General features: G+C 46.8%; 18 protein-coding genes, 1 tRNA gene and 1 pseudogene. 18 read left to right on the top strand and 2 right to left on the bottom strand.

Translation table 11 applies throughout. The features are described from left to right. Positions 1–75 precede the first annotated feature (75 nt). The 9 genes from murB (at position 76) to AC6I2O_RS05250 (ending at position 6,792) form a co-directional block, all read left to right on the top strand. Positions 76–975 (top strand): UDP-N-acetylmuramate dehydrogenase, encoded by a 900-nt coding sequence (gene murB, locus AC6I2O_RS05290; protein ID WP_497742027.1) that lies wholly within the window; start codon positions 76–78, stop codon positions 973–975. A gap of 29 nt (positions 976–1,004) precedes the next feature. Continuing rightward, the gene (gene rapZ, locus AC6I2O_RS05285) at positions 1,005–1,871 is read left to right on the top strand and encodes an RNase adapter RapZ (RefSeq protein WP_497742026.1); all 867 of its coding nucleotides are present in this window, start codon (positions 1,005–1,007) and stop codon (positions 1,869–1,871) included. A gap of 66 nt (positions 1,872–1,937) precedes the next feature. Continuing rightward, entirely contained in the window at positions 1,938–2,990 is a 1,053-nt protein-coding gene (gene whiA, locus AC6I2O_RS05280) for a DNA-binding protein WhiA (protein WP_497742025.1), read from the top strand. Beyond that, entirely contained in the window at positions 2,902–3,159 is a 258-nt protein-coding gene (locus AC6I2O_RS05275) for an HPr family phosphocarrier protein (protein WP_120390854.1), read from the top strand. The genes whiA and AC6I2O_RS05275 overlap by 89 nt, the downstream gene beginning before the upstream one ends. A gap of 227 nt (positions 3,160–3,386) precedes the next feature. After that, positions 3,387–3,914: a GNAT family N-acetyltransferase gene (locus tag AC6I2O_RS05270; protein WP_497742024.1), complete on the top strand. Its 528-nt coding sequence runs from the start codon at positions 3,387–3,389 to the stop codon at positions 3,912–3,914. Between the two features lie 52 nt (positions 3,915–3,966). Beyond that, positions 3,967–4,740, top strand: a complete 774-nt coding sequence (locus tag AC6I2O_RS05265; protein WP_120390852.1) for a DNA alkylation repair protein — start codon at positions 3,967–3,969, stop codon at positions 4,738–4,740. 25 nt (positions 4,741–4,765) lie between these two features. After that, positions 4,766–5,473, top strand: coding sequence for an AzlC family ABC transporter permease (locus AC6I2O_RS05260; protein WP_120390851.1), 708 nt, complete (start codon positions 4,766–4,768; stop codon positions 5,471–5,473). Continuing rightward, the gene (locus AC6I2O_RS05255) at positions 5,470–5,793 is read left to right on the top strand and encodes a branched-chain amino acid transporter permease (RefSeq protein WP_497742022.1); all 324 of its coding nucleotides are present in this window, start codon (positions 5,470–5,472) and stop codon (positions 5,791–5,793) included. The genes AC6I2O_RS05260 and AC6I2O_RS05255 overlap by 4 nt, the downstream gene beginning before the upstream one ends. A gap of 66 nt (positions 5,794–5,859) precedes the next feature. After that, the gene (locus AC6I2O_RS05250; protein ID WP_120390849.1) at positions 5,860–6,792 is read left to right on the top strand and encodes a nucleotidyltransferase family protein; all 933 of its coding nucleotides are present in this window, start codon (positions 5,860–5,862) and stop codon (positions 6,790–6,792) included. Positions 6,793–6,829: 37 nt separating this feature from the next. Here the strand turns inward: AC6I2O_RS05250 and AC6I2O_RS05245 are convergent, their stop codons facing one another. Then, positions 6,830–7,357 (bottom strand): hypothetical protein, encoded by a 528-nt coding sequence (locus AC6I2O_RS05245; protein WP_120390848.1) that lies wholly within the window; start codon positions 7,355–7,357, stop codon positions 6,830–6,832. A gap of 350 nt (positions 7,358–7,707) precedes the next feature. Further along, a tRNA-Val gene (locus AC6I2O_RS05240) sits at positions 7,708–7,781 on the bottom strand. Between the two features lie 253 nt (positions 7,782–8,034). Here AC6I2O_RS05240 and feoB point away from each other — a divergent pair. From feoB to AC6I2O_RS05195, 9 genes and pseudogenes are all read left to right on the top strand, one after another. Then, positions 8,035–10,280, top strand: a pseudogene (feoB, locus tag AC6I2O_RS05235) (ferrous iron transport protein B). A 100-nt stretch (positions 10,281–10,380) separates the two neighbouring features. Then, positions 10,381–10,623: a FeoB-associated Cys-rich membrane protein gene (locus tag AC6I2O_RS05230; protein WP_120392839.1), complete on the top strand. Its 243-nt coding sequence runs from the start codon at positions 10,381–10,383 to the stop codon at positions 10,621–10,623. 16 nt (positions 10,624–10,639) lie between these two features. Then, positions 10,640–11,107: a YbaK/EbsC family protein gene (locus AC6I2O_RS05225; RefSeq protein WP_120392838.1), complete on the top strand. Its 468-nt coding sequence runs from the start codon at positions 10,640–10,642 to the stop codon at positions 11,105–11,107. 73 nt (positions 11,108–11,180) lie between these two features. After that, a complete protein-coding gene (locus AC6I2O_RS05220) occupies positions 11,181–11,621 on the top strand; it encodes an NfeD family protein (protein WP_497742020.1) in 441 nt (146 codons plus the stop codon). 4 nt (positions 11,622–11,625) lie between these two features. Then, on the top strand, positions 11,626–12,564 hold the full coding sequence (locus AC6I2O_RS05215) for an SPFH domain-containing protein (RefSeq protein ID WP_120392837.1): 939 nt from the start codon (positions 11,626–11,628) through the stop codon (positions 12,562–12,564). A 91-nt stretch (positions 12,565–12,655) separates the two neighbouring features. Continuing rightward, positions 12,656–13,645, top strand: a complete 990-nt coding sequence (gene argF, locus AC6I2O_RS05210) for an ornithine carbamoyltransferase (RefSeq protein WP_120392943.1) — start codon at positions 12,656–12,658, stop codon at positions 13,643–13,645. Between the two features lie 24 nt (positions 13,646–13,669). Next, complete coding sequence (locus tag AC6I2O_RS05205; RefSeq protein WP_120392836.1) at positions 13,670–13,936, top strand: hypothetical protein; 267 nt, start codon at positions 13,670–13,672, stop codon at positions 13,934–13,936. 53 nt (positions 13,937–13,989) lie between these two features. Next, positions 13,990–14,970 (top strand): biotin--[acetyl-CoA-carboxylase] ligase, encoded by a 981-nt coding sequence (locus tag AC6I2O_RS05200; protein WP_497742019.1) that lies wholly within the window; start codon positions 13,990–13,992, stop codon positions 14,968–14,970. A gap of 20 nt (positions 14,971–14,990) precedes the next feature. Continuing rightward, entirely contained in the window at positions 14,991–15,329 is a 339-nt protein-coding gene (locus AC6I2O_RS05195) for a DUF6145 family protein (RefSeq protein WP_497742018.1), read from the top strand. The last annotated feature ends 10 nt before the right edge of the window (positions 15,330–15,339 follow it).

The following is a 15,339-nucleotide window of genomic DNA, read 5'->3' as shown; positions in this document are numbered from 1 at the left end:
GCAAGTAGAAAACTGGTTTGGTGTGTAGTCAAAGCGGAAGGATTTAAGAATAAAGCGGGAAATGGAGAAGAATCTATGCAGGATTTAATGGAGCGATTGCAGGAAGTGGCAGGAACGGAATGTGTTCTGGGTGAGGAGCCGATGTGCAGGCATACAACGTTTCGAATCGGAGGGCCGGCAGATGTTTTTGTGGCGCCCGATACGGTGGAAAAGGTGGCGCAGGTGATCCGCGTCTGCCGAGAAGCAGGCGTACCGTTTTATATTGTGGGAAATGGAAGCAACCTTCTGGTATCGGATGATGGATATCGCGGTGTGATTGTACAGATCTATAAAAATCTGAGTGCCATTCAGACAGACGGTGAAACGATTACAGCTGAGGCAGGTGCGATGCTTTCTGTGATTGCCAAAAGAGCGCAGGCGGTTTCTCTGACCGGTTTTGAGTTTGCTTCAGGAATTCCAGGAACAATCGGTGGGGCGGTTGTGATGAATGCAGGAGCTTACGGCGGTGAGCTGCGTGACGTGTTGCAGGAGGCTACTGTTCTGACGAAAGAGGGGGAGATCCGAACAGTTTCCGCGGAAGAATTGAAGCTGGGATATCGTTACAGCGTGATTCCGGATCGGGAATGGATTGTACTTGCTGCAAAGCTGCGGCTTAAAAGTGGAGACCCCGAAATGATCCGGAAACGGATGGAGGAACTGAAGGTGCAGCGGGTGACGAAACAGCCGTTAGATCTGCCCAGCGCGGGGAGTACGTTTAAGCGGCCGGAGGGATATTTCGCCGGAAAGCTGATTATGGATGCCGGACTTCGCGGGTTCTGTGTAGGCGGCGCTCAGATTTCACAGAAACATTGTGGATTCGTAGTAAACACAGGAAACGCGACAGCAAAGGATGTTCAGAACCTGATCCGGGAGGTACAGACGAGGGTAAAAGAACAGTTTGGTGTTCAGCTTGAGCCGGAAGTGAAGATGTTGTAACGTATACAGGGAAAGAACAGGTTGGAAAAATGCGTTTTGTAATTGTAACAGGAATGTCCGGAGCCGGAAAAAGTACGGCTTTGAAGATACTGGAGGATGAGGGGTATTTTTGCGCAGACAATATCCCGATTCCATTGGTAGAAAAATTTGCGGAGCTGTCTGTCATGCAGGAGAATGGTCATGACAGAGTGGCGCTTGGGCTGGATGTGCGCAGCGGTATGGAAATCAGGAAAATCCAGCAGGTGCTTGAGCGGCTTGTAGCCAGAGAAATTTCTTATGAAATTCTTTTTCTGGATGCGGGAGATCATGTTTTACTGAAACGGTATAAAGAGACGCGGCGCAGTCATCCGCTTGCGCGGGCCGGGAGGATTGAGGAGGGAATTGCACTGGAACGGACGGTGCTGCAATTTCTCAAAGAGCAGGCGGATTTTATTATAGATACGTCAAACCTTCTGACACGGGAGCTGCGCAGTGCCCTGGAAAAAATTTTTGTAAGCAGTCAGGAGTATCACAATATTTATATTACAGTGCTTTCCTTTGGTTTTAAGTACGGAATTCCGGCGGATTCGGATTTGGTATTTGATGTACGTTTTCTGCCCAACCCGTTTTATGTGGATGACTTGAAACGAAAGACTGGACAGGATGGCGAGGTGCAGGAGTTTGTGATGCAGACAGAGACTGCGCGATTTTTTCTGGAAAAGCTGGTGGATATGATTGAGTTTTTGCTTCCAAACTACGTGGCGGAAGGGAAGAATCAGCTTGTGATCAGTATCGGCTGTACCGGTGGACAGCACCGGTCCGTGACTTTGGCAGAAAAGCTGTACGAGCGGCTTGGCAGGCATGCAGAATACGGGTTACGTCTGGAACACCGGGAGAAAAAAGCATGGCGGGTATAGACGGTTTTCGCAATAGACAGGGGAGACCAGAGACGGGATAGAAGATATGAGTGAGCGGAGGCGTAAATGTCATTTTCAGTGGATGTAAAAAATGAATTGTCATGGCAGATTTCTTCCGCCAGGCATTGTAATCTGGCAGAGCTGGCGGCGCTTATCGGCATGTGCGGTTCGATTTGTATTTCTTCTTTTGGAAAGTATAGCATAAGAATCCGTACCGAAAACGTTACCGTTGCAAGAAAGTGCTTTACATTATTGCAAAAAGCATTTAATATAGAAAGTGGTGTTTCCGTATCCTTACATAAAGGAAATAAAAAGAGCAGTCCAATTTATACATTGCTTGTCAAATCGCATGAGATGGTAATTAAAATTCTTCATACGCTGAAGCTTTTGAATGCAGACAAAGAGGTGGCGGAGTGTATGTCGCCTGCGAATCAGCTTCTGGTGCAGAAATCCTGCTGTCGGAGAGCTTTTATTCGGGGAGCATTTTTAAGCGCGGGGTCTATCAGTAATCCGGAGAAAGCATACCATTTTGAGATCGTATGTGCTTCAATGGAACGGGCCGTGCAGCTTCAGGCACTGATTCGTACGTTTGGCCCGGATGCCAAAATTGTACAGCGTAAAAAGCATTATATTGTGTATATTAAAGAAGGAGCTCAGATTGTTGATATGCTGAACGTTATGGAGGCGCATATTTCGCTTCTGAATCTGGAAAATATCCGGATTGTGCGTGATATGAGAAACAATGTGAACCGAAAGGTAAATTGTGAAGCAGCCAATATCAATAAAACGGTAAACGCAGCGGTACGACAAATGGAGGATATCCGTTATCTTCAGGCGGCGAAGCGTTTGGAAACGCTTCCTGTTGGCCTTGCGGATATCGCTGTGCTGCGGCTGGCAAATCCTGATGCATCTTTAAAAGAACTCGGGGAAATGCTGGAGCCACCGGTAGGAAAATCCGGAGTGAACCACAGGCTTCGAAAGCTTAGCCAGCTGGCAGAGGAGTTAAGGCAAAACAAGGAGGAATACGATTATGACCAAGAGAGAAATCACGATTCAGCTTCCAAGTGGTCTGGAGGCCAGACCAGTAGCATTATTGGTTCAGGTGGCCAGTCAGTATGAAAGCGAAATTCACTTGGAGAGCGAAGGCCGGAATGTGAATGCGAAGAGTATTATGGGCATGATGACATTGGGGCTGGCATCAGGTGAAAAAGTCGTGGTAACGGCAAATGGCTCAGACGAAGCAGCAGCTCTTCAGAATATAGAAGAATTTTTAAGTACAGCAAAATAGTAACATAGCTTATTTATAAGCGAACGGGCAGAGACATCTGCAAATAATATAAGAATATGGAAAAGGGCATTCCAAATGTGTGCAGACATTTTGGTATGTCCTTTTTCAGACGGGGCATATGGAAATTGCTGTGGTAGTTTTGATATGCATGAGGAATAGACAAAGCGGCTGCGAAGCAGACATTTGGCAAATGCGCGGGGAATTTGAGTTGGGAAAGGAAGAATTCTATGGAGATTAGTACGGCGACAAGCCTCGATAAGCCATTTATTTATGAGTTGTATCAGAAGGCATTTCCTTCAGAGGAACGCAAGCCATTTTCTTTGATTGAGCGTAAGGCGGCTATGGGATATATGGAAATCCTGGTACTCAAGGAGTACGGAAAGCGCTGTGGGTTTGCAATTACGGCTTTTGGGCAGGAAATTGTGCTCCTGGATTATTTTGCGATTGCAGAGGAGTATCGCGGAGAAGGACTTGGGAGTGATGCACTGCTTTTGCTTCGGGAACTGTACCGCGACAATCAGTTCTTCCTTGAGATTGAAGAGCTTGATTCGTCGCAGCCAAATGCATTGGAGCGTATTCGCCGCAAGAATTTTTATCTGAGAAACGGAATGATAGAAACCGGAATTCATGTGAGCCTTTTTAATGTAAAGCTGGAATTGCTTGCTTCTAGGCCGGGGCTGCGTTATGAGGCATGCGAGGAGGTTTATCGTGAGATGCTCGGAGCCGCCTATCGGAATATGGTAAAAAAGCTTTAAAAGATGCGATGATTTATTTTCAGCAATAAAGGACAAAAAGGGGCGGATAACGATGAGTCGGCAAGAAGTAAGGGAGCAGCTGTTTGGCCTGGCGGATGCGAAGTTTAAAATATTTAACGATAAAATCATAAATTGTAGCGTCGCGCCGAGTATGGGAGTTCGTGTGCCTAAGTTGCGTGAGATTGCCCGTCGGTTGGCGAAGGATGGGTGGCAGGAATATCTGGAGGAGATGGAAAACGTTGTTCCGGGAGTGGATCTTTTTCAGGAAGAACATATGCTTCAGGGAATGGTGATTGGCTGTGCCAGAATGAGTGATGAGGATCGGGTGCGGCATCTGGAATTCTGGATACCGGGTATTCTTTCATGGGGCGATTGTGACTGCTGTGTATCAGGCTTCAAGTTCATGAAAAAGAATCAGGATTTCTGGTTTGACTATAATACATCGTGGCTATCAGGAAATCGTAAGGACTGTGCGGCAGCGACGTATGTGACAGATCATGCGGAGCATTCAGCAGATGAATTTTGTATCCGATACGCACTGGTGTCTCTGATGCAGTATTTCATAAATGATACATATATTGACCGGGTGATGGAAATTTTTGCAACCAGTTTTGAAAAGCCGGGGATTGATACGCCTTATTATATAAAAATGGCGCAGGCATGGGCTCTTTCTGTTTCCTTTGTGAAGTATCGTGATCGAACCTTGCAGCTTTTGGAACAGCAGACTCTGGAGCCATGGGTACAGAATAAGGCAATTCAGAAATGCAGGGAATCTTATCGTGTATCTCCGGAAGATAAAGTTCTGTTAAAGGCACTTAAGGTATGACAAGCGAACAGAAGGATATAGCACTATGAAAATACGCTCAGTACAAAAAAATACTTTAAAATATGCCTGGAAGGCGTCGCTTCCGGTTATGGCAGGGTATCTTGTTCTTGGAATTGGTTTTGGCGTGCTTTTGGAGGATAAAGGCTATGGCTGGTGGTGGGCAGCACTGATGAGCCTTACCATATATGCCGGGTCCATGCAATATGTGGCGGTCGATCTTTTGGCCGGTGGTGCGACGATTGTATCAGCGGCGCTGATGACGATATTTGTGAATATACGCCACGTCTTTTACGGACTTACGATGCTTGAAAAGTACAATGCAACGGGACGGGAAAAGCCATATTTGATATTTGCACTGACAGACGAGACGTATTCGCTTGTCTGTTCTGCACAGCTTCCAGATGGTATAGATGAGAAAAGGTATGATCTGTATATTTCTTTGCTGAATCAAGGCTATTGGGTGATCGGGAGTGTGATGGGGGCAGTTGCGGGAGCAGTGATTCCTTTTTCATCGACAGGTATCGATTTTTCGATGACTGCGCTGTTTGTCGTGATCTTCGTAGAGCAGTGGGAGAAAACAAAGCAGCATCTTTCCGCAGTTTCAGGCATTGTGATTTCTGTTTTGTGCCGTATTGTTTTTGGCGCATCCAGTTTTCTGATACCGGCCATGATCGGGATTCTGGCGGCTATGCTTCTGGAGAAGCGCTGGCTTGAAGGAGGAAGAACGTTATGAATCATACGGCTTATTCGCTGATTCAGGTGGCAGTGATTGCAGGTATTACAATTTTGCTTCGCTTTCTACCGTTTCTTGTATTTCGGAACGGTGCGCCGAAGCTTGTTCTGTACCTTGGAAAGGTATTGCCGTATGCAATTATAGGGATGCTGGTGGTATACTGTCTTAGAAACGTTTCATTTACAGACGGCTCATACGGAATTTGTGAGGTACTGTCAGTGGGGCTGGTCGTGGTGCTGCATAAATGGAAGCACAATACATTGCTTTCTGTCGCTGCAGGAACCGTCTGCTATATGGTGTTGGTACAGGCAGTATTTTGAGAAAAAATTAATATCTAAACATTTTAACATAGTTTCAGTAGAGGAGAAAAGGAAAGGGAGCGGAATATGAAAAAACCAGTTTTAGTTGTGATGGCTGCAGGTATGGGGAGCCGCTATGGTGGGTTGAAACAGATTGATCCGGTGGATGAGTATGGCCATATTATTATGGATTTTTCTATTTATGATGCGATTCGTGCTGGCTTTGAGAAGGTCGTTTTTATTATCAAAAGAGAGAACGAGGAGAGCTTCCGTGCAGCCATTGGGAACCGGATCGCAAAACAGATTGAAACAGCTTATGTTTTTCAGGATTTGCATGATATTCCGGATGGGTATCACGTGCCGGAGGGAAGGGTGAAGCCGTGGGGAACGGGCCATGCTGTTATGAGCTGTATTGGGGTTGTGGACGGTCCTTTTGTTGTGATCAATGCAGATGACTATTATGGAAGCAGTGCTTTTCGGATGGCGTACCAGTTTTTGACAGAGTACGAGGATGACAGACAGTATCATTATATGATGGCAGGGTACCGGCTTGAAAATACATTGACGGAAAACGGACATGTGGCGCGCGGTATTTGCGTGACAGATGAAGAGGGATACCTGATTAAGATTCATGAGCGTACACATATTGAAAAACGGGGAATGGACACGATGTATACAGAGGATGATGGGAAGAACTGGACTGTGATTCCTGCCGGAAGTACGGTGTCCATGAATATGTGGGGATTTACAAACAGTATTTTGAAAGAGCTGGAACAGAGATTTTGCAGTTTTCTGGCGGATCATTTAGATGAGAATCCACAGAAATGTGAGTATTTTCTTCCGTTTGTCGTGGATGAGCTGCTTCAGGAAGGGCGTGCGACGGTTCGGGTATTGAGATCAGAGGATAAATGGTTTGGAGTTACTTATAAGGAGGATAAGCCCCAGGTAATAGCTGCAATTAAGGAGCGAAAAGCGCAGGGGCTGTATCCGGAAAAATTATGGGATTCATTCATGGAATAAACAGCGCGTTCTTCTTCAATGAATCGTTGTTTTGTAATTATCGTTTGCTTTGTTTCCGCCAGTAATCGGCTTGATTTTGGTATTGGTATGCTGCTTTATCCTTGCCACGGAGTGCCGCATCGCGGGCATCCCATTCAGCCTTTTTCTGGCGGTCAAGCGCATTCCATCTGGCACGTGCCGCTGCATCGGCCTGCTGTTGCTGCGCGCGGTATCGGGCTTCATCTGCTGCTCTTGACGAGGAACCTGTGAAAGCGTTCATGAGTGCATTTTCTACAGAATTTCCATATCTGTCAACGGAATTGTTCATGTGCCTTACCATGCCAAACAGCCAGCTTTTCTTACGCTTGGGAGTAGAACCGCCTGCATATCCTTTGTTGTACCGCCGCTTCAAAATATATGCTGCGCTTACAACGCCTCCAATCAGAAAGACGTACATCTCGTCATCTCCGAAATTGATATTGAGGATAATCGATATATATAACAAGACAAACGTCATGATGATCGAAAGAATAAACGTTTTAAGCGGATGGAAAATGATTACACGGAGCATGGAATATTTTTTCATACATATCCTCCTTTCTGTGTTGTTTCTGAAATCTCCTCTTTTGGTAAGTACAAACCAATTTCAGCCAAATTATTATACTCTATAAATGAAATACAGGCAAAAAGGTAATCAATATATTTATCACAATCAATACGTTGAACGTGAGATCATTTTAAAAAGATGAATGATTCAGCTACTTAAAAATATATTCCGGTGCAGGTTTTTTTATTGCCTGCATTGCAATGGAAAAAGAAAGAACGGTTTGCAAAAAAATAAAGACAGCCGATACTGTCTTTTTGCCAATGCAGGAAACAAAACGCATTCCGATATAGGACTATATCATATTCAGGCTTTTTCTAAATGCGTTTGAGTGGAAGCAAGGAGGCTCGAACTCCTGACCTTTCGCGTGTGAGGCGAACGCTCATCCCGGCTGAGCTATGCTTCCTTTTAACACATTTTATTATAATACTTTAAAAGAAAAATACAATATCTTTTCAGAAAAAAATTATGATAAAAAATCAGCCAAAAGTTCCGGGAAAAAATTAAAAAGTTTTCTTGAGAAGGTATTGCTTGCAAGTTGACAGTGACTAACCAAGATGATACGATATCCACGGATTATAATAATGAAGCGATGGAATGCCGGCAAGTGATTCCGACAGGAATACAGAGGCGGCAGATCAGAGAAGGAAGGCGGTAAAATGACACTGGATAAGCTTCCCATTGGGGAAAAAGGAATGATTCGTGCGGTAAACGGAGAGGGACCGCTCCGTTGCAGACTGTTGGATATGGGGCTGATACCGGGGACAGAGGTTATGGTTCGCAAGGTGGCGCCAATGGGTGATCCGATTGAGATCCATATCCGCGGTTATGAATTGACGATCCGGATTGAGGATGCCCGAAATATAGAGCTTGCGCCCAAAGGGGAGGAGGTAGCAGGATGATACTTGCCTTAGTTGGAAACCAGAATTGTGGCAAGACAACGCTGTTCAATCAGCTGACCGGTTCGAATCAGCATGTCGGGAATTTTCCAGGGGTGACGGTCGATCAGAAGGTTGGCGAGGTGCGGGATGTCAAAGGCTGCAGCGTGGTGGATCTTCCGGGAATTTATTCGATCCGCCCATATACAAATGAAGAGATTGTGACACGTGACTTCATTTTAAATGAAAAGCCGGACGGTATTTTGAATATCGTGGATGCGACGAATATTGAACGGAACCTTTATCTGACACTTCAGCTTATGGAAATGAACGTACCAATGGTACTTGCGCTGAACATGATGGATGAGGTGCGGGGAAACGGAGGAACGATCAATATACGGAAAATGTCAGAGGCGCTCGGCATTCCGGTAATTCCGATCAGTGCGGTTAAAAATGAGGGGATCAGCGAACTCACACGCACGATTGTAGATGTGGCACAGAAAAAGATCTGTCCGAAAAAAACGGATTTCTGTGATCCCGGTCCGGTGCACAGGTGTATTCATGCTGTATCGCATTTGATCGAAGATCATGCACAGAGACTTGGGATTTCCGCAAGGTTTGCAGGAACCAAGCTGATTGAAGGCGATCATGACATCATAGAGCGTCTTGGGCTGAACCAGAATGAGCTGGAGTTGATGGAACACAGTATCGTGGAGATGGAGCATGAACGCGGGCTTGACCGCAATGCAGCTCTGGCTGAGATGCGTTATACTTTTATTGAAAAGGTTTGCGAGCAGTCGGTTGTAAAATGCCATGAGAGTAAAGAGCATATCCGGAGTCTGAAAATCGACAGTGTACTGACGCATAAATACCTGGCGCTTCCGCTGTTTTTGCTGATTATGCTGACAATTTTCTGGCTGACATTCGGTGTAGTGGGTTCTTTTTTGAGTGATTTGATGGCTTCCGGTATTGATGTGGCAGCGCAGTCCGCAGCCGCAGGGCTGGAGGCATACGGCATCAATCCGGTGGTGGAAAGCCTTGTGATTGACGGTATTTTTGCAGGCGTTGGAAGCGTACTCAGTTTTCTGCCACTGATTGTGGTTCTGTTTTTCTTTCTGTCGATTCTGGAAGATACCGGATATATGGCAAGAGTGGCATTCGTTATGGATAAGCTGCTGCGTAAGATCGGATTGTCCGGAAGAAGTTTCGTGCCTATGCTCATTGGATTTGGTTGCTCGGTGCCGGCAATTATGGCGTCCAGAACGCTGTCATCGGAGCGCGACAGGCGGATGACGATTCTTTTGACACCGTTTATGAGCTGTTCTGCAAAGATTCCGATTTATGCAGTGTTTGCAGCAGCATTTTTTCAGAGATATCAGCCGCTTGTGATGATCGGGCTGTATGTGTTTGGCATGGTGGTAGGGATTCTCTGTGCGCTTATTCTGGAGCATACGGTTTACCGCGGGAATCCAGTACCGTTTGTCATGGAGCTTCCCAACTATCGGTTTCCTTCCGCGAAAAGTGTGCTGCTTCTGATGTGGGATAAGGCGAAAGATTTTATTCAGAAAGCATTTACGATTATTTTTGCAGCAACCGTAATCATCTGGTTCCTGCAAACTTTTGACCTGAAGCTGAATGTGGTGCAGGACAGCGCAGACAGTCTGCTGGCTCTGGTCGGCAAATGGATTGCCCCTGTTTTCAGACCACTTGGCTTTGAGGACTGGCGGGTATCTACTGCTTTGATTACGGGATTTACAGCCAAGGAAGCAGTAGTCAGTACGATGAGCATTTTGCTTGGAACGTCGATGGAACATCTCGGAGAGGCCCTGTCCGCTGTATTTACGCCTGTGACGGCAGTTAGTTTTCTGGTATTTACCTTGCTGTATACGCCGTGTGTGGCAGCGATTGCAGCGATTCGCCGGGAACTTGCATCCGGATGGAAGGCGGCAGGTGTAGCGCTGCTGCAGTGTACGGTAGCATGGATGGCAGCGTTTTTAGTTTATCAGATCTTGTGTCTATTTGTGTGAGGACCATGAAGCGTTTACGGTTTGCTGTTTAAATAAACTGTGACAGATGCAGGAAACAGAAAACGGTGTCTGGGGCGTTGAACAGAAACGGAGGCGGTATATGAAGATTCTGGATTACATAATTGTTGCGGTCGTAATCGTGTGGTTTTTGCTTGCGCTGCGGAATATTCGGAAGAAAAAGGGCGGATGTTGCTGCAGTTGTGGGCATACAGAGAACGTTGCAGGACAAAAACATGCGGGAAAGAAGATACCGGCAAAAAATGCAGGAGACAGAACAGGCGTGGGCTGTCAGTGCAGTAGATGCAGCGGGTGCAGCGCATGTGAAAATAAGACAGTATTGTAAAGGGCAGGAGGAAAAAATGGCAATTGAAGTAGTAAGAGAGTATTTAAAACAGTGGGGAGCGCAGCAGAGGATATTGGAGTTTCCGGTTTCAAGTGCAACGGTCGAACTGGCGGCGCAGGCCGTGGGTTGCGAGCCGGCACGAATTGCAAAAACATTATCGTTTCTGGTGGATGATCATGCGGTGCTGGTGGTAGCAGCAGGTGATCAGAAGGTGGATAACGGGAAATATAAGGCATTTTTCCATACGAAAGCAAAGATGTTGTCAGCGGACCAGGTGACAGAGCTGATTGGTCACGCGGTTGGCGGCGTTTGTCCGTTTGGCGTGAAGGATGGAGTGGAAATCTATCTGGATGAATCCCTGAAACGGTTTGAGACCGTGTTTCCCGCAGCAGGAAGCAGCAACAGTGCGATTGAGGTGACGATGGAGGAGCTGGAACAGTTCTCAGGCAGCGATAAATGGGTGGATGTCTGTAAAATGAAATGACAGTCGGGATAAACGGTTGTGTTTTGCGGTAGAATATAGTATGATGTTCAAAAAGCAGAGGAGGCTTATTTTATTGGAAATCAACGTACAGGCGGTGGTTTGGCTCGTGATCCTGGTGGTTTTGCTGGCTGTTGAGGCGGTCACGCTAGGACTTACTACGATTTGGTTTGCCGGAGGCGCTCTGGCGTCTTTTGGAATGGCGATTGCGGGGACAGAAGTTTTCTGGCAGATTGTTGTATTCTGCATAGTTTCTGTTGTGCTGTTGATTGTCACGCGTCCGGCGGCAGTCCGTTACATGAATCGCGGCCATGTGAAGACAAATGCAGAAAGCCTGATCGGAGAGATTGCCGTTGTGACAGAAACGATTGACAATCTGGCAGGTACAGGTCAGGCAAGAGTAAAGGGACAGTACTGGACCGCGCGCGCGACGCGCGAGGATGCTCAGATAGAGGACGGAAAGACAGTCAAAATAAAAGAGATCAAAGGCGTAAAGCTGATCGTAGAGGAGGTATGAAACAATGACAGGCGGATTATCATTTAATGTAATTCTCGTTGTGATTCTGGTTGTACTTGTGCTGTTGGTTCTGGCCAGCTGTATCAGGATTGTACCGCAGGCACAGGCATTTATTCTGGAACGCCTCGGGGGATATCGTTCCACCTGGAACGTAGGCATTCATTTTAAAATGCCGTTTATTGACCGCGTGGCAAAGCGCGTAAATCTGAAAGAGCAGGTCGTGGACTTTGATCCGCAGCCGGTGATTACAAAAGATAATGTTACCATGCAGATTGATACGGTCGTATTTTTTCAGATTACTGATCCGAAGCTGTTTACGTACGGCGTGGAGAACCCGATTATGGCAATTGAAAATCTGACAGCGACGACGCTCCGAAACATTATCGGTGATATGGAGCTCGATCAGACGCTGACCTCGCGTGAGGTGATCAATACAACGATGCGGTCCACGCTTGATGTGGCGACAGACCCATGGGGGATCAAGGTAAACCGCGTGGAGCTGAAGAATATTCTGCCTCCGGCACAGATTATTGATGCCATGGAAAAGCAGATGAAGGCAGAGCGCGAACGAAGAGAGGCAATTCTGAAAGCAGAAGGAGAGAAGAAATCTTCGATTCTGGTTGCAGAAGGAAATAAGCAGTCTGCCATTTTGGATGCAGAGGCGGAGAAACAGGCGGCGATCCTGCGTGCAGAGGCAGCGAAGGAAAAAATGATCCGTGAGGCAGAAGGTGAGGCGGAAGCAATCCTGAAGGTGCAGCAGGCCAAAGCAGAGGGCATCCGTCTGATTCGGGAGGCACGGGCAGACCAGACCGTACTGACGCTCAAAAGTTTTGAGACGCTGGAGAAAGTGGCTGACGGCCAGGCAACGAAGATTATTATTCCTTCTGAGCTGCAGAATGTGGCAGGTATGGTGAAGGCCGCTGTTGAGGTCGCGAAAGACTGAGAAGGAACGGATGAAAGAAAATTTTACAGTTAAGTTAAGGATAAACAGTGAAAAACGACAGAAACACTGTGACAAGGCAAAGGAGAGGAACATGGATTTAAAAGGAAGAAATTTCCTGACATTGAAGGACTACAGCGCAGAGGAGATCAGATATCTGCTTGACCTGGCAGCTGATCTGAAGGCCAAAAAGAAAGCCGGAGAGCTGACACCGTATCTGACAGGAAGAAATATAGCGCTTATTTTTGAAAAGACCAGCACCAGAACGCGCTGTGCATTTGAGGTGGCTGCGCATGATCTTGGCATGCATGTGACGTACCTTGATCCGCAGGGGTCTCAGATCGGGAAAAAGGAAAGCATTAAGGATACAGCGCGCGTGCTCGGACGCATGTATGATGGAATTGAATACCGCGGTTATGGGCAAGATATTGTGGAAGAGCTTGCAAAGCATGCAGGTGTGCCGGTGTGGAATGGTCTGACCAATGAATACCATCCGACACAGATGCTGGCCGATATGCTGACGATTCGGGAGCATCTTGGAGAACTGAAAGGAAAGAAGCTGGCATATTTCGGAGACGCACGTTACAACATGGGCAATTCTTTGATGATTGTCTGTGCAAAGCTCGGCATGCATTTTACAGCGTGTACAGCAAAGGAATATTTTCCGGAGGAACGCCTGGTTGCACAGTGTCAAGAGTATGCAAAAGAGAGCGGCAGTATCATTACACTGACAGAGAGTATTGAAGAAGGCGCGAAAGACGCTGACGTCATTTATACGGATGTGTGGGTTTCCATGGGAGAACCGGAGGAAGTATGGGCAGAGCGGATTAAGGTGCTGCTGCCGTATCAGGTGAATGCACAGGTAATGTCTCTGGCAAAGGAAAGCGCGCTGTTTATGCATTGCCTTCCGGCATTCCATGATCTTGATACGAAAATTGGAAAAGAGATTCACGAAAAGTTCGGACTGGATGCAATGGAAGTTACGGATGAGGTATTCGAATCCGAACAGTCTGTTGTATTTGATGAGGCAGAGAACCGGATGCATACGATCAAAGCGGTCATCGCAGCAACGATGGGTATTTAAATGGTTCACAGGGCAGGGAATGCGATGAAAAAAGCAAGAGAAAAAGATATCAGGATCTTAGAAGGATTTTGCGCTGTCATTGCGATGCTCGCAGGTATACTTTGCGTATTGTACCTGTTTCACATCCTGCAGAATCATTGGTTTTTGAATTTTATTCTGATTCTAGGCGTATTGCTTCATGTATCGCTTGCATTATTGTTTGTGGTCCGGGGGAAAAAGCTTTTGATGGGCGGTGCAGGGATTTGGGCTGTCTTTTATGCGGCCAGTCTGGTTTATTTTAATATAGGATAAGACAGGGCTGTGTCTTTTGAGACACAGTGCTGTTTTGTGAGAAAGGACTGACAATGAAAAGTAAAATACTCTGGGCGCTTTCGCATGCGGAAGGCTATGTGTCCGGGCAGGAGCTGTGTGAGCAGTTTGAGGTTTCACGCACTGCCGTATGGAAAGTTATCAATCAGTTAAAAGAAGAAGGCTATGAGATTGAGTCAGTGCCACGCAAAGGCTACCGGATTCTGGCACGTCCGGATATCGTTACGCCGGAGGAAACCGGAAGCCGGATGGATACCGTGTGGGCAGGAAAGACTATCTGTTTTCTGCACAGTGTCGATTCAACCAATAATGAAGCAAGCCGTCTTGCAGAGAGCGGTGCGCCTGCGGGGACGCTTGTGCTGGCAGAAGAGCAGAATCAGGGCAAGGGCCGGCGAGGGCGCACATGGGTGATGGCCCCTGGCAGTGCAGTTGCCATGAGCCTGATTGTCCGTCCAGAGATGCCGCCGGCGAAGGCTTCCATGCTGACGCTGATTATGGGCATGGCAGTTGCATCCGGCTGCAGAGATTATTGCGGCGTGGACGCGAAAATCAAATGGCCGAACGATGTCGTGATTGACGGGAAAAAGATCTGTGGAATCCTTTCGGAGATGAGCAGTGAAATTGATTATATTAAATATGTAGTAATCGGGGCAGGCATCAATACGAATGTGGCAGGCTTTCCACCGGAGATTGAGCAGAAAGCCATTTCCCTGCACCGTCTGATCGGATATCGGCCAAACCGTGCCGTCCTGATTGCGGCCTGCATGAAACGGTTTGAAGAGTATTATGGGCGCTTTATGGAGACACAGGATTTTTCAGCTCTGAAGGAAGAATATGACAGTCTTTTGGTTGGCATCGGAGGAAAGGTTCGTGTCCTGGAGCCCGGAAATGAATACGACGGAGTGTCGGAAGGAATCAACAGTGCAGGAGAGCTTCTGGTCCGCCGGGAAGATGGGACGTTGACATCGGTGTATGCCGGTGAAGTTTCTGTACGGGGAATTTATGGATATGTATGACGGGAAACAGGAGGAGCACGATGGCAAAGGATTCAATGGTGCTTTGCGGAGCAAATTCATATAAGGAGAAATATTATCTGGGCGAGTCGTTTCGAAGCCTTCCGCAGTCCGTTCAGGATGAGCTGAAAATTATGTGCGTTCTTTTTGTACACGATGTAGGCGGAATTTTTCTGATCGAATATGATGCAGAAGGAAAGTTACAATTTAAAACAGAGGCGGCAGAGGGAGATTATACTTACGATGAAATCGGTGCTGCGCTTAAGGTGAAGGAGTTGCAGCGTAAGAAGGAAGGGCTGATGCGCTCCCTTGAGCTGTACTATCAGGTTGTAATTGACGGGGCAAGAGAGATTCATGTGTAGAGCTTTTATA

Source organism: Blautia sp. St.27G3 (assembly GCF_059728505.1).
The sequence above is the reverse complement of the archived record's forward strand: the minus strand, read 5'-3'. Positions and strand labels throughout refer to the sequence as shown.